Source organism: uncultured Sneathiella sp. (assembly GCF_963976355.1).
Classification (GTDB): Bacteria; Pseudomonadota; Alphaproteobacteria; order Sneathiellales; family Sneathiellaceae; genus Sneathiella.
The window spans coordinates 64,325-84,611 of sequence record NZ_CAXBKA010000010.1 but is presented as its reverse complement, the minus strand read 5'-3'; the positions used below and the strand labels follow the sequence as shown (position 1 = coordinate 84,611).

23 protein-coding genes are annotated in these 20,287 nt (G+C 53.7%); 12 read left to right on the top strand and 11 right to left on the bottom strand.

Annotation, left to right across the window (positions count from 1 at the left end; genetic code table 11):
- Position 1: 1 nt before the first annotated feature.
- The 5 genes from murB to ftsZ all read left to right on the top strand — a co-directional run bounded on the left by murB (position 2) and on the right by ftsZ (position 5,987).
- On the top strand, positions 2-955 hold the full coding sequence (gene murB / locus AAC599_RS18135) for a UDP-N-acetylmuramate dehydrogenase (RefSeq protein ID WP_340151818.1): 954 nt from the start codon (positions 2-4) through the stop codon (positions 953-955).
- Positions 952-1,860, top strand: coding sequence for a D-alanine--D-alanine ligase (locus tag AAC599_RS18130; protein ID WP_340151817.1), 909 nt, complete (start codon positions 952-954; stop codon positions 1,858-1,860). Before murB ends, AAC599_RS18130 begins: the two co-directional genes overlap by 4 nt.
- The gene (locus tag AAC599_RS18125; protein WP_340151816.1) at positions 1,848-2,894 is read left to right on the top strand and encodes a cell division protein FtsQ/DivIB; all 1,047 of its coding nucleotides are present in this window, start codon (positions 1,848-1,850) and stop codon (positions 2,892-2,894) included. The genes AAC599_RS18130 and AAC599_RS18125 overlap by 13 nt, the downstream gene beginning before the upstream one ends.
- 51 nt (positions 2,895-2,945) lie before the next feature.
- Positions 2,946-4,187, top strand: a complete 1,242-nt coding sequence (ftsA, locus tag AAC599_RS18120; protein ID WP_340151815.1) for a cell division protein FtsA — start codon at positions 2,946-2,948, stop codon at positions 4,185-4,187.
- Positions 4,188-4,295: 108 nt separating this feature from the next.
- Positions 4,296-5,987, top strand: a complete 1,692-nt coding sequence (gene ftsZ / locus AAC599_RS18115; RefSeq protein ID WP_340151814.1) for a cell division protein FtsZ — start codon at positions 4,296-4,298, stop codon at positions 5,985-5,987.
- A 369-nt stretch (positions 5,988-6,356) separates the two neighbouring features.
- On the opposite strand, the gene hemF is transcribed toward ftsZ, so the two are convergent.
- Together hemF and AAC599_RS18105 are read right to left on the bottom strand one after the other, a co-directional pair.
- Positions 6,357-7,208: an oxygen-dependent coproporphyrinogen oxidase gene (gene hemF, locus AAC599_RS18110; protein ID WP_340151813.1), complete on the bottom strand. Its 852-nt coding sequence runs from the start codon at positions 7,206-7,208 to the stop codon at positions 6,357-6,359.
- On the bottom strand, positions 7,205-7,690 hold the full coding sequence (locus AAC599_RS18105; RefSeq protein ID WP_340151812.1) for a tRNA (cytidine(34)-2'-O)-methyltransferase: 486 nt from the start codon (positions 7,688-7,690) through the stop codon (positions 7,205-7,207). Before AAC599_RS18105 ends, hemF begins: the two co-directional genes overlap by 4 nt.
- A 150-nt stretch (positions 7,691-7,840) precedes the next feature.
- Here AAC599_RS18105 and petA point away from each other — a divergent pair, with 150 nt between their 5' ends.
- The 7 genes from petA to AAC599_RS18070 all read left to right on the top strand — a co-directional run bounded on the left by petA (position 7,841) and on the right by AAC599_RS18070 (position 13,516).
- Positions 7,841-8,368 (top strand): ubiquinol-cytochrome c reductase iron-sulfur subunit, encoded by a 528-nt coding sequence (petA, locus tag AAC599_RS18100; protein WP_293963102.1) that lies wholly within the window; start codon positions 7,841-7,843, stop codon positions 8,366-8,368.
- 11 nt (positions 8,369-8,379) lie between these two features.
- On the top strand, positions 8,380-9,618 hold the full coding sequence (locus AAC599_RS18095; protein WP_340151811.1) for a cytochrome b/b6: 1,239 nt from the start codon (positions 8,380-8,382) through the stop codon (positions 9,616-9,618).
- Positions 9,611-10,378 carry a cytochrome c1 gene (locus tag AAC599_RS18090; RefSeq protein WP_340151810.1) on the top strand — a complete coding sequence of 256 codons (768 nt, stop codon included), beginning with the start codon at positions 9,611-9,613 and terminating at the stop codon, positions 10,376-10,378. The genes AAC599_RS18095 and AAC599_RS18090 overlap by 8 nt, the downstream gene beginning before the upstream one ends.
- Positions 10,379-10,483: 105 nt before the next feature.
- Positions 10,484-11,365, top strand: a complete 882-nt coding sequence (locus AAC599_RS18085; RefSeq protein WP_340151809.1) for an S-methyl-5'-thioadenosine phosphorylase — start codon at positions 10,484-10,486, stop codon at positions 11,363-11,365.
- 12 nt (positions 11,366-11,377) lie between these two features.
- Entirely contained in the window at positions 11,378-11,905 is a 528-nt protein-coding gene (locus AAC599_RS18080; protein WP_340151808.1) for an adenine phosphoribosyltransferase, read from the top strand.
- A gap of 88 nt (positions 11,906-11,993) precedes the next feature.
- On the top strand, positions 11,994-12,617 hold the full coding sequence (locus tag AAC599_RS18075) for a LysE family translocator (protein ID WP_340151807.1): 624 nt from the start codon (positions 11,994-11,996) through the stop codon (positions 12,615-12,617).
- A 26-nt stretch (positions 12,618-12,643) separates the two neighbouring features.
- Complete coding sequence (locus AAC599_RS18070) at positions 12,644-13,516, top strand: VOC family protein (protein ID WP_340151806.1); 873 nt, start codon at positions 12,644-12,646, stop codon at positions 13,514-13,516.
- Here AAC599_RS18070 and AAC599_RS18065 read toward each other — a convergent pair.
- The 9 genes from AAC599_RS18065 to AAC599_RS18025 all read right to left on the bottom strand — a co-directional run bounded on the left by AAC599_RS18065 (position 13,509) and on the right by AAC599_RS18025 (position 20,148).
- The gene (locus AAC599_RS18065) at positions 13,509-14,165 is read right to left on the bottom strand and encodes a dienelactone hydrolase family protein (RefSeq protein WP_340151805.1); all 657 of its coding nucleotides are present in this window, start codon (positions 14,163-14,165) and stop codon (positions 13,509-13,511) included. The genes AAC599_RS18070 and AAC599_RS18065 overlap by 8 nt on opposite strands.
- 13 nt (positions 14,166-14,178) lie before the next feature.
- Entirely contained in the window at positions 14,179-14,646 is a 468-nt protein-coding gene (locus tag AAC599_RS18060) for an NfeD family protein (protein WP_293959123.1), read from the bottom strand.
- A gap of 4 nt (positions 14,647-14,650) precedes the next feature.
- A complete protein-coding gene (locus AAC599_RS18055; RefSeq protein WP_340151804.1) occupies positions 14,651-15,628 on the bottom strand; it encodes an SPFH domain-containing protein in 978 nt (325 codons plus the stop codon).
- A gap of 109 nt (positions 15,629-15,737) precedes the next feature.
- On the bottom strand, positions 15,738-16,187 hold the full coding sequence (locus tag AAC599_RS18050) for a MaoC family dehydratase (RefSeq protein ID WP_340151803.1): 450 nt from the start codon (positions 16,185-16,187) through the stop codon (positions 15,738-15,740).
- Complete coding sequence (locus AAC599_RS18045; protein ID WP_340151802.1) at positions 16,184-16,651, bottom strand: MaoC family dehydratase; 468 nt, start codon at positions 16,649-16,651, stop codon at positions 16,184-16,186. The genes AAC599_RS18050 and AAC599_RS18045 overlap by 4 nt, the downstream gene beginning before the upstream one ends.
- Before the next feature lie 75 nt (positions 16,652-16,726).
- Positions 16,727-17,824, bottom strand: coding sequence for a redox-regulated ATPase YchF (ychF, locus tag AAC599_RS18040; RefSeq protein WP_340151801.1), 1,098 nt, complete (start codon positions 17,822-17,824; stop codon positions 16,727-16,729).
- Between the two features lie 2 nt (positions 17,825-17,826).
- Positions 17,827-18,435 carry an aminoacyl-tRNA hydrolase gene (gene pth / locus AAC599_RS18035; RefSeq protein ID WP_340151800.1) on the bottom strand — a complete coding sequence of 203 codons (609 nt, stop codon included), beginning with the start codon at positions 18,433-18,435 and terminating at the stop codon, positions 17,827-17,829.
- 11 nt (positions 18,436-18,446) lie between these two features.
- Positions 18,447-19,115: a 50S ribosomal protein L25/general stress protein Ctc gene (locus AAC599_RS18030; RefSeq protein WP_340151799.1), complete on the bottom strand. Its 669-nt coding sequence runs from the start codon at positions 19,113-19,115 to the stop codon at positions 18,447-18,449.
- Positions 19,116-19,212: 97 nt separating this feature from the next.
- Positions 19,213-20,148 (bottom strand): ribose-phosphate pyrophosphokinase, encoded by a 936-nt coding sequence (locus AAC599_RS18025; protein ID WP_340151798.1) that lies wholly within the window; start codon positions 20,146-20,148, stop codon positions 19,213-19,215.
- Between the last annotated feature and the right edge of the window lie 139 nt (positions 20,149-20,287).

The window sequence follows — 20,287 nt, the reverse complement described above, 5'->3', positions numbered from 1 at the left end:
CATGTCTACTTCATCTCCGAAAATGAGAAAGACAGGCAGTCTGATGGACAGGATGCCTGCCGTGCGTGGACGGCTTCGGGAGAATGCCGATCTTGGAAAGGTGACCTGGTTTCAGGTGGGCGGTCCGGCCGATGTTTTGTTCAAGCCTGAGGATGAGGAAGATCTCGCGGATTTCCTGAAGAACCTGCCACGGGATATACCCGTTTACGTAATTGGAGTCGGCTCCAACTTGTTGGTGCGCGATGCCGGTGTGCGTGGTGTTGTCATCCGGCTCGGGCGGCATTTCGCGAAAATCAATCATGACGGTGAGAAGATGATTGTCGGAGCCGGTGCCCTTGATGGTCATGTTGCGCGCTTCGCCGCCGACGCCGGACTTGAAGGAGCGGAGTTCTTGAGTGGCATTCCCGGAGGTATCGGCGGGGCGTTGCGTATGAACGCCGGAGCCTATGGGGCGGATATCTCCGAGATATTCCTGTCAGCCGTGGCCTATGACCGTGATGGGAAGCGGCATGAGCTGACATTGAAAGATATGGGCTTTTCCTATCGTCATAGCGATATTCCAAAGGGCTGGATTTTTACGCAGGCTGTGTTCCAGCTTTCAAATGGCGACCGGGACGAGATCCTCGGGCGCATGGCGGATATCTCGCGCAATCGAGAAGAGAGTCAGCCGATCAGAAGCCGTACAGGGGGGTCTACTTTCGCGAATCCACCCGGCAAGAAGGCTTGGGAATTGATCGACAGCGTCGGCGGGCGCGGACTGACCATCGGGAATGCCATGGTCTCTGAAAAGCATTGCAACTTCCTGATCAATAAGGGCGCTGCACGGGCGGGCGACCTGGAGGCGATCGGTGAGGAGCTGCGGCGCCGGGTTTTTATGGCACATGACGTGCTGTTGCGATGGGAAATTGTCCGCCTTGGAGCCGCTGAAAAGAAATCGGAAGGAAAGGCGTTATGAAACATGTCGCTGTATTAATGGGCGGCTGGTCCGCCGAGCGGGAAGTATCGATGAACAGCGGCCTTGCCTGTGCAGAAGCGCTGAAGAAAAGCGGCTATCAGGTAACCCCTGTCGATGTCGGGCGGAATATTGCGGAAACCTTGAGCGAGATCAAACCGGATGTCTGCTTTAATGCGCTGCATGGCCGCTACGGGGAAGACGGTTATATTCAGGGGTTGCTTGAAATAATCGGTATCCCTTACACGCATTCGGGTGTTCTCGCTTCCGCGCTTGCCATGGACAAGCCGGTTGCCAAATCGCTTTTTGCGCAAGCCGGGATTCCAATTGCCGATGGTAAAGTCCTGACGCGTCAGGAAATTCAGGGCGGAGCGATCTATCCAAAACCTTTTGTTGTTAAACCGCTCAATGAAGGGTCCAGCGTCGGTGTGACGATCATTCTTGAAGATGAGAATATGAGTCTTCAGGATTTGCCCTGGACGTTTGGCGAGAAGGTATTGGTCGAGACGTTTATTCCGGGTCGGGAAATTCAGGTGGCCGTCATGGGAGATGCGGCGCTTGGGGCCGTTGAAATTCGCCCTCTCGGACGGTTCTACGATTACGAAGCCAAGTATACCGAAGGCAAAGCAGAACATCTGATGCCTGCCCCGCTCAGTGAAGCGGATTATGCGGAAGCACTGCGCCTTGCCTTGCTCGCGCATCAGACTCTCGGATGCCGGGGGGTTAGCCGAAGCGATTTGCGTTTCGATGATACCGGTGAAGGGGCAGGTAAATTCTATATGCTGGAAACAAATACCCAGCCCGGCATGACGTCGCTCAGCCTCGTGCCGGAAATTGCCGGTCACTCCGGCATTTCCTTTGAAGAACTGGTCAGTTGGATTGTGGAGGATGCCTCATGCGACCGATAACCATTGATCGGGACGATCGCGTGGTTCCGCGCGCCCGTCCAAAAAAGTCATCTAAGAAAGGTGGTTTTTTCAAGTTCCTGTTTGGAGGGTCGAAGAAAAAGCCAGCCAAGCGCAAGGCGGAACCCAGATTTTCTGCCGGTGGTGCCTTTTCCAAAATTGGCGGCATGTCGGTTCAGATCGGGGATCGGATCAGTGCTCCCTTCCGTCAGGAAAAACCGCGCCGCGGCGGTCGGCGTAAGCCTGTTCCGGCCTGGCGTAAACCCGCATTAATCTGCGGGGGTGTTTTGCTGATTGCGGTGATTATAGGGGGTGTTACAAACTTCATGGTCCGCACTGAGGTGCTTGAGAGATCTGCGGCATGGATTGACGAACAACAGCAAGCGCTTGCTGAAGTGTTCGGGTTGACGGTACAGGAGGTCAGCGTCGTCGGGCGTGACAAGACCTTAGGCGAGGATATCCTTAAAGTCCTCAACGTCAAACGCGGTGACAGCATTCTCGGGGTTGATCCGGAGGCCGCTCGGGAGCGGCTGGAAACTCTGGGCTGGGTTGAAAAGGCCTCGGTAATGCGGCGCTATCCCGATGAAATCTTTATCGAAATAGCGGAACGTCGGCCCTATGCCCGTTGGCAAATCGACGGTAAGACCGGCGTTATTGACCGGACCGGGATCGTTGTGTCCAAAAAGGATGAGGCATCTTTTCGTTACTTGCCAAGAGTAGTCGGGCCCGGGGCGAATACGCATGCTGCCGAACTGTTCGACATGCTGGTACAAACACCGGAGCTTTTTACAAGGCTGGAAAACGCGGTGCGTATCCGGGATCGGCGATGGAACCTGGAATTTGAGAATGGAGTAACGGTTCTGCTGCCCGAGAAAGGGGCGGCGCAGGCCTGGAAGCATCTTTACCAGATTCAGACCGAGCAGAAAATTCTCGATAAGGATGTCGTCGCAATCGACCTTCGCGCCAATGACCGGACATATGTGCGGCTGAAGGAAGATTCCGCGAAGCTTCGGCGGCTTGCCGGGAATGACGCATGAGTAATTGGTTGATGGAAATGAACAGACAGAAGATGAGCAATTGGAAAGTTAATGGCAGCGGGACGTAATGGACCTTTGGCGGCACTGGATGTCGGCTCGACAAAAGTATGCTGTTTTGTTGCGCTTGAAGAAGCGGGGCGACTTCGCGTGACCGGAATTGGGCATCAGGTCAGTCGGGGGCTGCGCGCTGGCGGTATCACCAACATGGAAATGGCTGAGGAGGCAATCCGTTCCGCTGTTGATGCGGCGGAGCGTATGGCCGGGGAAACGGTTCGTGAAGTATATCTTGGGGTATCGGCCGGAAAGCCCGCGTCACAGACTGTCGATGTGGAAATGTCCATCGGTGGTCAGGAAATTACAGAGAGGGACCTGCAACGCACGCTGAAGGAGGCTCGCGCGAGTTATCAGCCGGAAGGACGGACCGTGGTTCACGCATTGCCGGTGGGTTATACGGTCGACGGGACGCGGGGCATTCGTGATCCACGCGGCATGTATGGCGAAAGTCTCGGCATCAGTATGCATATGGTTTCTTTGCAAAACAGCCATATGCGAAACCTCGCAAATTGTGTGGAACGCTGTCATCTCGGTGTTGCCGGTATGGTCGCTGCGCCTTACGCCTCCGGCCTTGCCTGTCTGGTTGAGGATGAAATGGATCTTGGAGTCACGGTGATCGACATGGGCGGTGGATCGACATCTTTCGCGGTCTTTTATGATGGCGAGATGGTTTATAGTGAAGTCATTCCTGTGGGCGGCGGTCATGTCAGCAATGACATTGCGCGCGGCCTTTCAACGACGCTCGCCAATGCGGAACGTATGAAAACGCTGTATGGCAATGCACTGGCGAGCCCGGCGGATGAAAAGGAAATTATTGATGTCCCTCTGATCGGCGAAGCGGACCATGATGTCGCCAATCATGTGCCTCGCTCGATGCTAGTTGGTATTATCAAGCCGCGGCTCGAAGAAATACTCGAACTTGTTAATGACCGCCTGCTTGCATCCGGTTTCAACAAGGTTGCCGGGCGCCGGGCCGTTCTGTGCGGCGGCGCGGCGCAGCTCGCCGGTCTACAGGAGCTTACAGCCCGCGTTCTCGACAAGCAGGTCCGCATGGGTAAACCTATCCGTGTCAAGGGGTTGGCTGATGCAACGGATGGCCCGGCCTTTACGACGGCCGCCGGACTGCTGTCATATGCCATTCGCGAAAGATTTGACGAGGGGATCAAGATGTCGTTGGCGGAGAAGCCGCCAAAAAACCGGTTTCTGAGAGTTGGGAACTGGTTCAAGGACAATTTTTAGGCATAAAAATGCATAAAAATTGTCAATATAGTGAGAAGTAGGGTTTCATTAACCACAATATTTGGTATTAATTAGCTGTTCGTCAGCGTAACCAAGGAGGAGAGTACCGTGAGTATCAATTTGTCAGTGCCGGAACAGTCAGAGTTGAAACCAAAAATCCTGGTATTGGGCGTTGGAGGAGCTGGCGGTAATGCGGTGAACAACATGATTACCTCTGAACTTCAGGGGGTTGATTTTGTCGTGGCCAACACAGACGCCCAGGCGTTGAAGCAGAGTTTGGCCGAGCGGCGTATTCAACTAGGGGCTGAGCTGACGGAAGGCCTGGGTGCAGGCTCCAAGCCGCATATCGGCGCTGGCGCCGCCGAAGAAGCGATTGAGGAAATTATCGGACATCTTGACGGTGTGCATATGTGTTTTATCACTGCCGGAATGGGCGGTGGTACGGGAACAGGCGCGGCACCGGTCGTTGCACGCGCCGCCCGTGAGCGAGGTATTCTGACAGTCGGTGTTGTCACCAAACCCTTCCAGTTCGAAGGGAACCACCGGATGCGCATTGCCGAAGAAGGCATTGAAGAGCTGCAAAAGTATGTGGATACGCTGATCATCATTCCGAATCAGAACTTGTTCCGGATTGCGAATGAGAAAACTACTTTTGCCGACGCTTTTAACATGGCGGACGAAGTGCTTCATTCCGGCGTTCGCGGGGTAACCGATCTGATGGTTATGCCGGGCCTGATCAATCTTGACTTTGCCGATGTAAACACGGTCATGAACGAGATGGGTAAGGCCATGATGGGCACTGGCGAGGCGAGCGGCGAAAATCGCGCTATCGAGGCCGCGGAGGCCGCAATCTCTAATCCGCTTCTGGATGATGTGTCCATGAAAGGCGCGCGCGGCGTGCTTATTAACATCACTGGCGGTATGGATCTGACGCTGTATGAACTTGATGAAGCGGCAAACCGCATCCGCAGCGAGGTTGATCCGGAAGCAAACATCATTGTCGGATCGACTTTTGACACCGAGATGGAAGGCCGGATGCGGGTATCTGTGGTCGCGACAGGTATTGATGCCCTGGAAGTTCAGAAAGCTAACTCGCCAAATGTTACCTCTCTTCTCTCCGTGAAGGGAGAAGGAAAAGCGGCTTCGTCCGGATCAAAAGGATATGGTGAGGCGACAGGGCCTATGGTTCCCGCCGCTGCTGCAGTTTCTGCGTCAGGCTTTGGAGCAAGCGTACCGGGAGGTAACTTTTCCGGTCAGCCGGTCGCGCAAGGCTCTGATGCGACGGAGAGCTCCGAGAATATGGAAATGGGATCAACGTCCGCAGACAATACCATGATCCGCGGCAATCTGGCGTTTGATCGGGAACGGGATTTGCTTTCTGACATTGATGTAGAAATGGAAGAGAGCGAGCATGAACCCGCAGAGCTCGAAGGTCGGGACAGTCCGTTCACGGCACCCCCTGCGATCAGAGTCGACAAGAGCCCGGAAAAGCTGGTTAATCCGGATGCACAGCAGGTTCTCTCTGATGCGGCTGGTGGCAAGTCAAAGAAGCGCGGCCCGAGCCTGTTTGAACGCATGACAGGGGTTAGCCGTTCCTTCATGAAGGAGTCCTCCAAGGAAGAGACCTCGGCTCCTGTCCGGCGGGAACCGACGACGAGTCGCCCGGCAACGCCTTCTGCAGCAACACAGGCGCCTCAACCGCCCCGGAAAGAACCGGTTTCCTCCGTCAAGATTGACCAGAAGCAGGAAGATGAGGATTTGCTGGACATTCCAGCCTTTCTCCGTCGTCAGGCAAACTGATATAAAGCTAACAAGCACCAAAAAGGCATGGAACCGATTGGTTTCATGCCTTTTTGTACGCGGCGCATAAACGCCCGGGACACGTCTGTATTTAGTGCACGTCGGGAGGTAACGCGGCTTTTACCTTAGTAGCAGTCGCATCCGTGGCAGGGTTTCGTGGTGGTCGCAGGAGTGATGAGCATTTCCCGCAGGCCCCGTAAGCTGCTCGCTATCAAAACCAAGATGCTATATCTATATCTGACCATCGTTCCAATCCCCTATTGAAGTCACGATTACCTCTCAATATTACATTGGCACACCGCTATTCCCAAGAGAAAGAGGTGTGCGCAGCATCACAGCATGGTATGAAAATCAGGCTTTTCGCGGAAATCAGGGCCATTTCGCCTCTGGGGGCAGGGACATCAGGATAGCTTCCGTTTTTCCGCCGGTTTTGAGGCCGAAGGTTGTCCCTCTGTCATAAAGCAGGTTGAACTCTGCGTAACGACCCCGTCGCACCAGCTGGTGCTCACGTTGCGCCGCCGTCCATTCCTTATTCATATGCCGCCGGACAATTTCAGGATAGATATCGCGAAAGGCTTTTCCGACATCCTGTGTAAAGGCAAAATCCTTCTCCCACTCGGTCTCCAGCCGGTCATAGAATATTCCGCCGACGCCCCGCGGCTCGTTTCGGTGGGGCAGGAAGAAATATTCATCGCACCATTTCTTGAACCGTGGGTAGTAATCCGGATCATGCGGATCGCAGGCGGCCTTCATCGCCGCGTGGAAATCCTGTGTGTCATTCTCATCCGGATACATGGGGGTCAGGTCTGCGCCGCCACCAAACCAGTTTTCGCCGGTGACAATGTGCCGCGTATTCATATGAACAGCAGGGACGAGGGGGGATTGCATATGTGCAACGAGCGATATGCCGCTTGCCCAGAATTCTCCGGACTTCTCTGTACCTGGAATGGAGTTGCGGAATTCTTCTGAAAATTCGCCATGGACCGTCGAGAAATTGACCCCGACTTTTTCGAAAACCCGCCCCTTCATGACGGACATTTCACCCTTGCCGCCGCCGGGACGGTCCCAATGGGTTACTTCGAACCGGCCCGGTTCACGATCGCTGTAAGTGCCTGTCAGTTCACGTTCAAGAGCTTCAAAGCTGTCCCGAATCTGGTTTCTCAGCTCTCGAAACCACTCCGCCGCCCGTGATTTTTGTGATTCAGTTTTCTCGCTTGTCATGCTCGCTCCGTCGACTCAACAGAAGGGTAAGGGGTTGAAAAATGGCCTGTTTGACGCAGGGCCTCACCAAGGACCATAGCGGCGGACAATGCGACGTTGATGGATCGCATGTTTGGCGCCATGGGGATGCAAAGGCGGTGGTCAGCCGTACTATGGACAGTCGCCGGTACGCCAGCGCTTTCCCGGCCCAGCAGCAGAGTATCCGATTCTTGAAAAGTAAAATCCGTATAGGTCGTTTCTGCACTCGTCGTCAGTAGTATGAGGCGGCCGGCAGGGCGATTTCTGTTGAATTCCTGCCACGACACATGGCGCGTCACATTGGCTGCCTCCGCATAATCCATTACGGCTCTTTTCAGGTCGCGCGCACCAAAAGGAAAGCCACATGGCTCGATAATGTCCACCGGAACGCCAAGGCAGGCGCCAAGGCGCAGCATCGTTCCCACATTGGGGGCAATATCTGGTTGGTAAAGTGCAAGTCGCATCTTGCCGTTGTACTGGGAGTATTGTAACAAATACAGAGAAAAATCCGCGCTTTATTGTCGCATATGACACGTTCGGACTGGACATGACGGCATTATGATGACAAAAAGCGGTCGCGGTAGATTTATTTAATTAGGTTTCGGGGAAAGTAAATGACGACAACCACCCCTGTAGAAGAAGACGGCGTAAAGCGTCGTGATTTTCTATATATTGCGGCTGGCGGCCTTGGGGCCGTTGGTACGGCGGCGGCTATCTGGCCGTTTGTTTCTCAAATGAATCCGTCTGCGGATGTTCTTGCGCTTTCAACCACGGAAGTGGATTTGGAAGGCATTGAAACCGGGTCTGAAGTCACTGTCGTGTGGCAAGGCAAGCCGGTCTTTGTAAGGCATCGGACAGAAGAGGATATTGCCAGAGCCGAAGATGTGGATTTGGCCGATTTGCCGGATCCCGTTCCGGATGCGGATCGGGTGATCAAGCCGGAATGGCTGATCATGGTCGGTATCTGCACACATCTTGGCTGTGTCCCGCTTAAGGGGCAGGGGGATTATGGCGGGTGGTTCTGTCCTTGCCACGGGTCTCATTATGATACCTCCGGACGTATCCGTAAGGGGCCGGCACCAGCGAATCTGGTCATTCCGCCTTACGAGTTCCTCGACGATAATAACATCAAGATCGGGTAGGGGGCCCCAAGATGTCTTTTCAACCAAAAAATCCTGCCGTCAAATGGGTAGAGGATCGTCTGCCGATCACGGGGATGCTGCATCATGCCCTGTATGAATACCCGACGCCCAAGAATCTGAGCTACTGGTGGACCTTTGGCTCTCTGGCCGGCGTGATGCTGGTCGTGCAGATTGTCACCGGCATTGTGCTTGCAATGCATTACACACCGCATGTCGATATGGCTTTCACCAGCGTCGAGCATATTATGCGGGACGTGAACTATGGCTGGCTGCTGCGGTATATGCATGCAAATGGCGCTTCAATGTTCTTCATTGTGGTTTATCTCCATATTTTCCGGGGCCTCTATTACGGCTCCTACAAGGCTCCGCGGGAACTCCTCTGGTGGCTTGGACTGGTAATTTTCCTGCTGATGATGGCAACCGCCTTCATGGGCTACGTGCTTCCCTGGGGACAGATGAGCTTCTGGGGTGCGACAGTTATTACTAACCTGTTCGGTGCTATTCCGCTGGTCGGTGACAGCATTGTGACTTGGCTGTGGGGTGGTTTTGCCGTCGATAACCCGACGCTCAACCGGTTCTTCAGCCTGCATTATCTGTTGCCGTTCGTGATTGTCGGTATCGTTATCCTTCATATCTGGGCCTTGCACACCAATGGTTCCAACAATCCGACAGGCGTTGAATTGAAGGGCAAGCAGGACAGCATTCCTTTCCATCCGTACTATACGGTGAAGGATCTGTTCGGCCTGGCGATTTTCCTGATTTTCTTCTCGGCGTTTCTGTTCTATGCACCGAATTATCTGGGGCATCCGGACAACTATATCCCGGCAAATCCGCTGGTGACCCCGGCACATATCGTTCCAGAATGGTATTTCCTGCCCTTCTACGCGATCCTGCGGGCGGTACCGGACAAGCTCGGTGGCGTTCTGCTGATGTTTGGCGCGATCGCCGTGCTGTTTGCCCTGCCGTGGCTTGACAAGAGCCGGATCCGGTCTGCCCGCTTCCGTCCTATCTACAAGCAGCTGTTCTGGGTGTTCGTTGCAAACTGTATTTTGCTGACCTATATCGGCGGCAAACCGGCAGAGGGCTCCTATATCATCTGGGGCCGTATCGCAACCATCTATTACTTCGTACATATCCTGATCCTGTTGCCATTGGTGGGATTGTTCGAAAAGCCCAAACCGTTACCCGCTAGTATTTCGGAGGATGTCCTCTCCAAGAAGCCCGCAGAGAAGGAGGCGGCCAATGCGTAAATTACTGACCTCCCTCGGCATTGCTGCTCTGGTTTCATTGGCATCTTTTGGCTCGGCTAATGCTGCCGGAGAGGCGGTTGAGCTCAAATCCATGAACTGGAAGCATGGCGGACTTTTCGGAACTTATGATCGTGCGTCGGCTCAGCGTGGATTGCAGGTTTACCGCGAGGTGTGCGCAGGCTGTCACGGTTTGGGACTGGTTGCCTTTCGTACTCTTCAGGATCTCGGGTTCAGTGAAGATGAAGTAAAAGCACTGGCTGCGGAATACGAGTTCGTTGACGGACCTGATGATGCCGGTGATATGTTTGATCGGCCGGGCAAGCCTTCAGACAAATTTCCGGCACCATTTCCGAATGAGCAGGCCGCGCGCGCATCCAATGGTGGCGCTTACCCGCCGGATTTGTCATTGATGAGCAAAGCACGTCCAGATGGCGATAATTACTTGTACTCGCTCCTGACAGGATATGAAGAGGCGCCTTCCGATGTCACGCTTCCTGCGGGCATGAACTATAATGCTTACTTCCCTGGACATAAGATTGCAATGCCTCCTCCGCTAACGGAAGACGGTATTGAATATTCGGATGGGACACCGGCAACTGTCGATCAAATGGCGAAAGACGTTACGGTATTCCTGACCTGGGCGGCGGAGCCAAAGATGGAACAGCGTAAGAGCATAGGTCTTAAAGTGATCCTGTTCCTGTTGATCCTGGCGGCTGTCTTCTACGCAGTGAAACGCAAGGTATGGTCGGACCTGCACTGAGCAATTTGATCTTCAGTCATAAAAGGGCGCTGATTTCGGCGCCCTTTTTTATGGTATGAGATCAGTTTCAGGGCTAAGTGCTTGCCAGCAGACACGGAGGGCAAAATGGAGTCATTAAAAGGCAAACCCGTCATCGGCATCATTGGGGGGAGTGGTGTTTACGAGCTGGACGGGCTTGTCGATACATATTGGGAAACCATTGGAAGCCCTTTTGGAGAGCCATCGGACCAGTTGCTTTTCGGGATATTGGATGGGATCCAGATGGTCTTTCTTCCACGCCATGGGCGCGGACATCGTATTCCTCCGGCGGCGGTTAATTATCGTGCCAACATAGATGCTCTGAAACGCGCGGGCGTAACGGAAATTATTTCGTTAAGTGCCTGCGGATCGTTTGAAGAAGAGCTTGCGCCAGGAACGTTCGTGATTGTTGATCAATTCATTGACCGAACGATCGACAGGGAGAAAAGCTTTTTTGGTCCGGGCCTTGTAGGTCATGTCAGTATGGCACATCCGGTCTGTTCCCGTCTGGGAGATGCCTTGGAGAAGGCGGCGCGTGATAGCGAGATAAAAGTGCGCAGGGGCGGGACGTACCTCGCAATGGAAGGACCGCAGTTCTCTACTTTAGCGGAATCCCGTCTATACCGGAGTTGGGGATGCCAAGTAATCGGCATGACCAACATGCCGGAAGCCAAGCTCGCCCGGGAAGCGGAGATTTGCTATGCGACAGTGGCCATGGTGACGGATTATGATTGCTGGCATCCCGATCATGATGCGGTCGAGGTATCCGCTATCATAGAGGTCTTGATGAAAAATGCGGACAACGCCCGTGGCCTTGTGAAAACCGTAGTGCCGTCATTGATGTCGCGCGAGGGAGCATGTTCTGCCGGGTGCCACCATGCTTTGGACAATGCCCTGATAACGGCGCCTGAGGCCCGCAATCCTGACTTGATCCGGAAACTCGATGCCGTTGCCGGACGCGTTCTATAAGCTGAGGAGATCATGGACATAAAATCTATCATCCGGACCATTCCGGATTACCCCAAGAAGGGGATCATGTTTCGCGACATAACGACGCTCTGGCAGGACGCAGGTGGATTTCGCCAGGTGGTCGACCAGCTGGTCTGGCCTTATGCCGGGGTGAGAATTGACAAAGTCGCGGGTATTGAGGCACGCGGGTTTGTTCTCGGCGGAGCCGTCGCCCATCAGCTCAGTGTCGGCTTTATCCCCGTACGCAAGAAAGGCAAGCTGCCGGCCGCGATCATTGGCGAGGAATATGAACTCGAATACGGTACCGATACTGTGGAAATTCACCACGACGCCATAAAGGAAGGCGAGAATATCCTGCTTGTGGATGATCTGATTGCAACGGGCGGTACCGCCGCCGCCGCAATCAATCTGATACGCCGGGCGGGAGGAACGGTCATCGGCGCCGCCTTCGTGATTGATCTGCCGGATATTGGTGGGGCAAAGCGGGTTGCGGATATGGGCGTTAATGTCCGAACCCTGTGCGAGTTTGAAGGGGATTAGTCTGCCCTTATGGCTGGCAAAAAGACTGTTGTCATTTGTCGGACGATATGTCTTTTTGGAGGTGTCATAAGTTAGAAAGGCAAAGACAATGTCGTTGGAACTCTGGATTTCATTTTTTATTGCCAGTGCGGCGCTTTTGGCAATTCCTGGCCCAACGGTCATGATTGTCATCAGCTACGCCCTTGGGCAGGGGCGCAGCACGGCATGGGCGACTGTCCCGGGCGTCACCTTGGGTGATTTCACAGCGATGACTGCCTCCTTGCTGGGGGCAGGGGCCGTCCTGGCGACGTCCGCCACGCTGTTCACGGCGCTTAAAATTGCCGGGGCGTTATACCTGATATGGCTCGGCATAAAGCTGTGGCGCTCTGATGATAGAATGGGCTCGGTTCGCGCGGCGGGCCGACAAAGCGGTATGTCCATGTTCAGGGCCTCTTATGTCGTGACGGCGCTTAACCCAAAGAGCATTGTTTTCTTTGTGGCCTTTGTCCCGCAATTTGTGAATGTGAATGAACCGGTGCTGGGACAGTTTATTATTCTGGAAGCAACCTTTCTTGTACTGGCGGCGTTGAATGTTGCTATCTGGGCCATTCTGGCGGGAAAATTGCGGGAACGGTTTAAAAACCCGAAAAGTCTGAAAATAGTAAACCGAATTGGCGGAAGTTTCCTGATTGGCGCGGGGATGCTGACGGCGTTCGTTCGGCGTACGGCCTGAGATGAAATTAATATTCGGAGTGAGGGATGCTGCATAATCTGAAAGGTATTGATCATGCGTTGATCGGGGTAGAGGATCTGGAAGAAGCGCGATCCCAATATGAAAAGCTTGGCTTCACTCTGACGCCCCGGGGTTCCCATATCGGTTGGGGAACAGCCAACTATTGCATCATGTTTGATGAGGACTATATCGAGATTCTCGGCATTGTTGACCCGTCTCTTGAAACGAATGGTCTTGATACCGCGCTCGCGGAAAGGGGCGAGGGGCTTCTCGGTCTGGCGCTCGCAAGCGATGCGCCAGAGGCAACACAAAAATCCCTAAAGGAAGCCGGGCTGGAGCCGTCAGATATTCTCCCCCTGAAACGGAAGCTTGAGCTGCCTGAAGGCGATGTGCTACCCGAATTCAAGCTGATCCGGCTTACGTCCTCAGCCGGGTTGTCGACGAAAAACCTGTTTATCTGTCATCATATGACGCCGGAACTGGTGCGCCAGGAAAAGAACTGGTTAAGCCATGAGAACGGCGCAAAATATATAAACTCCATTGTCGTTGTCGTCGAGGATCCGGAGTCGCTTGCGGAGTATTACCGGCGCCTTTGCGGATCCATCAATGTGACTCTGACCGACAACACCCTGACTGTTCGGTTCGGCAAGGGCAGTATCATATTCGTGAATGACAGGGATATCGACCTGCTGTTTCCGGGCCTGACCATATCGGATGAGATGCCGGCGTTGCCCTATCTGATTGCCATGACGATTGTCGTAGATAGCCTCCAGGAAGCGGAGAACACCCTGAACCGGAACGGCGTAAGGACACAGAAAATTGCGACCGGAACACTCAGGGTAAATCCTTCTGATGCCAACGGTCTTCTGCTTGAATTCACCGACCGGCCGGCTAGCTGATAAATTCCAACGTGCGCTCAAGCGCGAGTTTTGCTGCCTCCGCGTCGTAGCTCCCCCGTTGATCGCAGTTAAAGCCATGCCCTGCCGAATAGACAAAAACCGGGATATCTGGCCGGGCCGTCTTGACTTCTTCAACCGCTGACATCGGGATGGAGGCATCCTTGTCGCCGAAATGCAGCATGACAGGAACTTTTGGTGCCTCCGCAATATTCTTTGCGACCTGCCCACCGTAATATCCAACCGCTTTGCCAATGGAAGTCAGGCGACAGGCAGAGAGATAGGCGAGGGTGCCACCCCAGCAATAGCCGATAACAGCGGCGTTTCCGGAGGCGTCGATCTCATTTGCCGCGGCATCAATGTCTTTTAACGCTGTTTCGTCCGAGACCTGGTTTTTATACTGAAGGCCCTGTTCCACATCTTTGGGTGTATAGTCGAGCTCAATATCGGGGCTGATGCGATCATAGAGGGCTGGAGCAATGGCATTATAGCCGGCCTTGGCGTAGCCATCGCACACATCCTTGATATGCGAGTTGACGCCGAAAATCTCCTGCACGATCACAACGCAACCTTTCGGCGCCTCGTTCGACGCGACTTTGTAAGCGGCGAATTCATGACCATCTGCCGCCGTTAAGGTAATCATTTCTCCCATGACATACTCTCCTTTATTCTTTTTTGGCAGGCTCTACGATAAGGAGCGTGCCGTCAACACCCGTTACCCGGACAACCTCGTTCAAATCGGTGTCGGGTCCTTCGACGCTCCATTGGGTGTCATCAACATGAATTTTCCCCCGGCCGTTCCGGATTGCTTCCGTCAGTGTAAACTGACGGCCGATATACTGGGCGCCACGCTGGTTGAGTTTGGTATTGTCCTCAACGCCCGGATGTTTTTTGAGGAACAGACGAGACAGCACAATGCTTGCAATGGCAATGACGGCAAAAAGAATCCATTCATATTCCCACGCCATGCCGGGAAATATCCAGGCGACAATCCCGACAATACCTGCAGCGATACCAAGCCATAGGAAGAAGGTGCTGGGGGCAAAGACTTCGAGAATTATGAGGGCCAAACCCAGTATCCACCAGGACCAGAAATCAAGGCTTGCAAGCCATGTAATGATCGGATCAAGCATGGCGTTACTCGACTGTCGGGACAGAGCCGCTGCTGCGTCGCGACGGGCTGTCACTGTCTTTACCGAAGACTTCCTTGGCAATTGCGCCGATGCCGCCAAGCGAGCCTATGAGAGAGCTTGCTTCCATCGGCAGCAGGACGACCTTGGAGTTGCGGGCCATGCCGATTTCCTTCATGGCTTCGGTATATTTCTGCGCGACGAAATAGTTGATTGACTGAATATCGCCTGCGGCAATGGCTTCGGAAACGTCATGTGTCGCCTTGGCTTCGGCTTCGGCGAGACGCTCACGCGCTTCGGCATCCCGAAAGGCGGCTTCCCGTCGTCCCTCTGCCTCCAGGATAGCGGCTCTCTTCTCTCCCTCTGCCTTCAGGATTTCCGACTGCCGAACGCCCTCTGCTTCCAGAATGACGGCGCGTTTCAACCGTTCGGCCTTCATTTGCCGTCCCATGGCTTCAACCAGATCGATCGGCGGGGTGATGTCCTTGATCTCGACCCGGGTGACCTTGATGCCCCAGGGTGTAGACGCCTGATCAATGACATTGAGCAGTCGGATATTGATCGCATCGCGCTGACTGAGCGCTTCATCCAGATCCATTGAGCCAAGAACCGTTCTCAGGTTTGTCTGGGCAAGATTTTGAATGGCACGTTCAAGATCACGCACCTCATAGGCTGACTTCGCGGCATCCAGCACCTGAAAGAACAGAACCCCATCCACCTGCACCATGGCGTTGTCTCGTGAGATGACTTCCTGCGTCGGAATATCCAGAACCTGCTCCATCATGTTTATCTTCCCGCCGACGCGGTCGATAAAGGGGATGATCAGGCCGAGCCCGGGTTGCAGGCTGCGGGTATATCTGCCGAAACGTTCGATGGTGAACTGGAACCCCTGCGGCACGATCGTAACGCCCATAAAGACAATGACGATCGCCAGAAGCACGAGAACGATGACGAATATCGCAAAGCCAGACAAGAATAAATCCATATCGCTTTCCCTCGAATAAACAGATATCGGATGGAACCTAGACAAACTATATAATGTTAAGCCGCCAAGCCTAAGTTAAAAATCCATGGGAAGGCGAATAGGGCAGGGCTTATACCGGCCGGGTCTTGATCATGCCGGTGGATTTCAACGTGAGAACGATCTCGTCATTCTGGTTATAGAGTTTCACATCTCCCCGGATGATGCCCATATCAGGGCGCGATGCGGATTTACGGGTCTCAATCACTGTTGATTCATATCGCAGGGAATCGCCGGGACGTACAGGAAGCCGCCAACGCAGCTCATCACAGCCCGGAGACCCGAGACCGGCACGCATGTTTGTCATGTTATCGACCAGCAATCGCATCAATAAGGCTGTCGTATGCCAACCGGAAGCAATCAGACCGCCATAAATGCTCTTCTTTGCCGCTTCCTCATCGATATGAAAAGGTTGCGGATCGTATTTGCGGGCGAATTCGATAATCTCTTCTTTCGTTACGCTGATGCTTTTTGACGTTGTCTTGTCACCAACGGAAATATCCTCGAAATAAATCGCGCTCATATGCCGCCCTCCGATCCGTCTTTGGAAGGTTTGCGCATGAACATTCCGTTGGAAATCATCGTCAGCTTTACTTCATTGTCCTGATTGAAGACTGTATGGGAAAATTTGACAAAGCCAAGCTTTGGCCTGCTTTTGGGAAGGCTGCGGTCCAGCACTTCCGCTTTTACATGAAGGATTTCCCCTGGCCGGACCGGCTGTTTCCAGCGAAGCTGGTCAATCCCCGGAGATCCCATTGAGGCCGAGTCATGAATGTAGCCGTCAACCATCATCCGCATACACATTGCGCCGGTATGCCATCCGCTGGCAATAATGCCGCCGAAATAGTGATCTTTTGCGGCCTCTTTGTCGATGTGAAAGGGCTGAGGGTCGAATGCCGTGGCGAATTCGATCACTTCCTCTTCCGTCACTTCGTAACTACCGAATTCCAGCGTCCAGCCGACGTTAAAATCTTCCCAGTATTTCATGCTCTTTTTTACCTTCTGATCTTATCGCGATCATGGATGCATTTATTGCTTTTTCAAGGTCAATGTTATGCGCATCTAGTTGGCAAACCTGAAATGTAAAACGTCACCATCTGCGACAATATACTCCTTCCCCTCAAGACGCATGAGGCCAGCTTCTTTTGCGCCATTCTCTCCACCCTGCGCCACATAAGCAGAATAGGCGATAGTCTCGGCACGAATAAAGCCTTTTTCGAAATCCGTGTGAATAACACCGGCGGCCTGCGGGGCCTTGGTTCCTTTATTGACGGTCCATGCACGGCATTCCTTCGGGCCGACGGTGAAATAAGTGATGAGGTTGAGTAAATCATATCCAGCACGAATGATGCGGCTGAGCCCGGTTTCCTCAAGGCCCAGCTCTTCCAGAAATTCTGCCCGTTCCTCGGTATCGAGTTGAGCGACCTCCGCTTCAATTGCCGCCGAGATGACAACGCTACCAGCATTCTCCGCAGCTGCCTTTTCGGCAACTTTTGCCGAGAATGCGTTGCCTGAGGCTGCGCTTTCCTCATCCACATTGCAGACATAGAGAACCGGCTTCTGGGTCAGGAGTTGCAGGTTACGGAACGTTCTTACTTCATCATCAGCGAGCGGTACAAGCCGGGCCGGTTTGCCGTCACGAAGAACGGCAAGTGCACGATCGATCAGTTCTAACTGCTTCTTGGCTTCCTTGTCTCCGCCACGGATCTTCTTGACCAGCGCTTCAGTACGCTTTTCAAGACTCTCAAGGTCCGCCAGCATCAACTCGGTTTCGATGGTTTCGATATCCGAGAGAGGATCGATCTTGCCGTCCACATGGGTAATGTCATCATCCTCAAAACAGCGGACAACCTGGATAATGGCGTCTACTTCCCGGATATGGGCAAGAAACTTGTTGCCAAGCCCCTCTCCACTTGCGGCACCGCGAACGAGGCCGGCAATATCCACAAATGTCAGCTGTGTGGGAATGATTTCCTTGGATTTGGCGAGGGCGGCCAGTTTCGCCAGCCGTTCGTCGGGGACCGGAACCTGACCGAGGTTCGGTTCAATCGTGCAGAAAGGGTAATTTTCGGCTGCTGCCTGCGCCGTTTGCGTCAAGGCATTGAACAATGTCGATTTGCCCACATTTGGCAGACCAACGATGCCGCATTTGAACCCCATACTCAGTTTCCTTTTGTTGTATCTGCGTCTTTGCTCTTGTGCGGGGCAATATCCAGCGCGAGCTTGTTCATGAAGCCTGGTGCATCTCCGTCAATCAACAGCCCGATATGCCGCGCGATGCTCTCCGTTGCGGCCTCAACGGTTGCTTGCTCCGCTTTGGAAAAATTGCTGAGCACATGTCCGGTCACCAGATGTTTCTCTCCCGGATGTCCGATGCCCAGGCGAATTCGGCAGAAGTTCTCGCCAAGATGTCCGATAATGGACCGCAAGCCGTTGTTGCCGCCATGGCCGCCACCGGTTTTGACACGGATTTTACCCAACGGCAGATCCAGCTCATCATGCAAAACGATGATATTCTCGAGCGGGATCTTGTAGAACCGAACGGCTTCTCCGACCGATTGGCCAGACAAGTTCATATAGGTTGTAGGTTTCAGGGCAAGAGCTTTTGTTCCGCCAATATTCCCCTCGGCGGCCAATCCCTGAAATCGAACCCGTTCCGGCATAAAGGAGTGGCGGCGGATGATTTCATCCACCGCCATATATCCAAAATTATGCCGGTTGTCGGCATATCCCTTACCAGGATTACCGAGGCCAACCAGCAAAATCATCATTCAATCCTGAATTATTCTTCTTCGGCTTCTTCGGCCTCTGATTCTTCAGAACCTTCTTCCGCTTCGACTGCATCCTCGTCTTCTACCGCTTCTTCATCTTCCGGATCCGGTTCGATGGTCGGTGCCGCGATGGTTGCAATCGTGAAGTCACGGTCCGAGATTGTCGGCTGCGCGCCTTCAGGCAGGGTCACTTCGGAAATATGGACACTATCACCGATGTCATAATTCAGCAGATCAATCTCGATGGCTTCCGGAATGTTGCCTGCCGGAACCGTCATTTCGATTTCATAGCGAACCACGTTAAGAACACCACCGCGTTTGAGGCCGACGCAGTCCTCTTCGTTGAGGAAGCGGACGGCGACCATGACTGCGATCTGGGATTTCGCAGAAACCCGCAGAAAATCAACATGCATCGGCGTGTCATTGATCGGGTGAAGCTGCATGTCACGCGGGAGGACATTATGCTTGCTGGAGCCAACCTGCACCGTGAAGACGGTGGACAGGAAACCACCGTGGTTGATGGATTTCACCAATTCCTTGGTTTCCAGGGAAATGGAAATAGGGTCTTTTTTGTCTCCATAGATGACTGCCGGTGTCCGGCCGTCACGACGCAATGCCCGGGAGGTCCCCTTTCCGACCCGGTCACGCGTTTCTGCAATCAAAACTGCATTTTCGCTCATTGTATTTTCTCCTACTTAACGAGCAACACCGGGACGTACCCGGTGTCAGAAAGACATGTGCCTCCAGGGGTGCCCATGCCGTGAATTGCCTGATCGGTTAGTCGAACAGGCTGGAAACCGAGGTTTCCTTCGAAATTCTGTACATCGCCTCACCGATCAGCGGGGCGACGGAAATCTGTCGCATCTTTTCAGAAGCGCGAAACGCCTCCGTTGCCATGATGCTGTCCGTCGTGACCATTTCATCCAGCGCGGATGCATTGATCCGCGCGATAGCGCCACCTGACAAAACACCGTGGGTAACATAACCGGCAACGCTTTTCGCGCCCTTCTCCATCAGGGCGGCGGCGGCGTTACAGAGGGTGCCCGCGCTATCAACGATATCGTCAACCAGGATACAATGCTGGTTCTTGACATCCCCGATAATATTCATGACTTCGGAAACACCCGCTTTTTCACGGCGCTTATCCACGATTGCGAGGTCGGCGTCAAGCCTTTTGGCATAGGCCCGGGCGCGGACCACACCACCGACGTCCGGTGACACGATTGTAATATCGCCACCCTTGCCATAATGCTTCTCGATATCCGGGACAATGACGGGGGCAGAAAAGAGGTTATCTGTCGGAATATCGAAAAAGCCCTGAATTTGACCTGCATGAAGGTCCATGGTCAGGACCCGGTCCGCGCCTGCGGTGGTGATCAGGTTGGCGACCAATTTTGCCGATATGGGCGTTCTCGGTCCCGGCTTTCTATCCTGCCGCGCATATCCGAAATAGGGTAGGACTGCCGTGATTCGTGAGGCAGAGGCCCGTTTCAGCGCATCGATGCATACCAGCAATTCCATCAGATGGTCGTTTGCCGGGAAAGAAGTGGGCTGTACAACGAAAACATCTTCGCCGCGGACATTCTCATGAATTTCAACGAAAACTTCCATGTCTGAGAAACGCCGGACGTCCGCATCGGTCAGAGGAAGTTTGAGATAGCTTGTGATGGCTTCAGCCAACGGTCGATTGCCATTTCCCGAAAGCACTTTCATTGGAACGATCCTTTAGTCAGTTGAGGGCTTTTTCCTGTCAAAAAACACATTGCCCCCCGCGCACAAATGAACGAGTTGGCGTCGGCGGGCGGAACTTACCAAGGCGAATAAGCCCTGTAAACGCTTTAAACGCCATTTT

Coding starts and splice junctions, on each gene's coding strand:
- murB (WP_340151818.1), top strand. CDS start 2: ATGTCTACTTCATCTCCGAAAATGAGAAAGACAGGCAGTCTGATGGAC.
- AAC599_RS18130 (WP_340151817.1), top strand. CDS start 952: ATGAAACATGTCGCTGTATTAATGGGCGGCTGGTCCGCCGAGCGGGAA.
- AAC599_RS18125 (WP_340151816.1), top strand. CDS start 1,848: ATGCGACCGATAACCATTGATCGGGACGATCGCGTGGTTCCGCGCGCC.
- ftsA (WP_340151815.1), top strand. CDS start 2,946: ATGGCAGCGGGACGTAATGGACCTTTGGCGGCACTGGATGTCGGCTCG.
- hemF (WP_340151813.1), bottom strand. CDS start 7,208: ATGACAAGCGAGAAAACTGAATCACAAAAATCACGGGCGGCGGAGTGG.
- AAC599_RS18105 (WP_340151812.1), bottom strand. CDS start 7,690: ATGCGACTTGCACTTTACCAACCAGATATTGCCCCCAATGTGGGAACG.
- petA (WP_293963102.1), top strand. CDS start 7,841: ATGACGACAACCACCCCTGTAGAAGAAGACGGCGTAAAGCGTCGTGAT.
- AAC599_RS18095 (WP_340151811.1), top strand. CDS start 8,380: ATGTCTTTTCAACCAAAAAATCCTGCCGTCAAATGGGTAGAGGATCGT.
- AAC599_RS18090 (WP_340151810.1), top strand. CDS start 9,611: ATGCGTAAATTACTGACCTCCCTCGGCATTGCTGCTCTGGTTTCATTG.
- AAC599_RS18085 (WP_340151809.1), top strand. CDS start 10,484: ATGGAGTCATTAAAAGGCAAACCCGTCATCGGCATCATTGGGGGGAGT.
- AAC599_RS18080 (WP_340151808.1), top strand. CDS start 11,378: ATGGACATAAAATCTATCATCCGGACCATTCCGGATTACCCCAAGAAG.
- AAC599_RS18075 (WP_340151807.1), top strand. CDS start 11,994: ATGTCGTTGGAACTCTGGATTTCATTTTTTATTGCCAGTGCGGCGCTT.
- AAC599_RS18070 (WP_340151806.1), top strand. CDS start 12,644: ATGCTGCATAATCTGAAAGGTATTGATCATGCGTTGATCGGGGTAGAG.
- AAC599_RS18065 (WP_340151805.1), bottom strand. CDS start 14,165: ATGGGAGAAATGATTACCTTAACGGCGGCAGATGGTCATGAATTCGCC.
- AAC599_RS18060 (WP_293959123.1), bottom strand. CDS start 14,646: ATGCTTGATCCGATCATTACATGGCTTGCAAGCCTTGATTTCTGGTCC.
- AAC599_RS18055 (WP_340151804.1), bottom strand. CDS start 15,628: ATGGATTTATTCTTGTCTGGCTTTGCGATATTCGTCATCGTTCTCGTG.
- AAC599_RS18050 (WP_340151803.1), bottom strand. CDS start 16,187: ATGAGCGCGATTTATTTCGAGGATATTTCCGTTGGTGACAAGACAACG.
- AAC599_RS18045 (WP_340151802.1), bottom strand. CDS start 16,651: ATGAAATACTGGGAAGATTTTAACGTCGGCTGGACGCTGGAATTCGGT.
- ychF (WP_340151801.1), bottom strand. CDS start 17,824: ATGGGGTTCAAATGCGGCATCGTTGGTCTGCCAAATGTGGGCAAATCG.
- pth (WP_340151800.1), bottom strand. CDS start 18,435: ATGATGATTTTGCTGGTTGGCCTCGGTAATCCTGGTAAGGGATATGCC.
- AAC599_RS18030 (WP_340151799.1), bottom strand. CDS start 19,115: ATGAGCGAAAATGCAGTTTTGATTGCAGAAACGCGTGACCGGGTCGGA.
- AAC599_RS18025 (WP_340151798.1), bottom strand. CDS start 20,148: ATGAAAGTGCTTTCGGGAAATGGCAATCGACCGTTGGCTGAAGCCATC.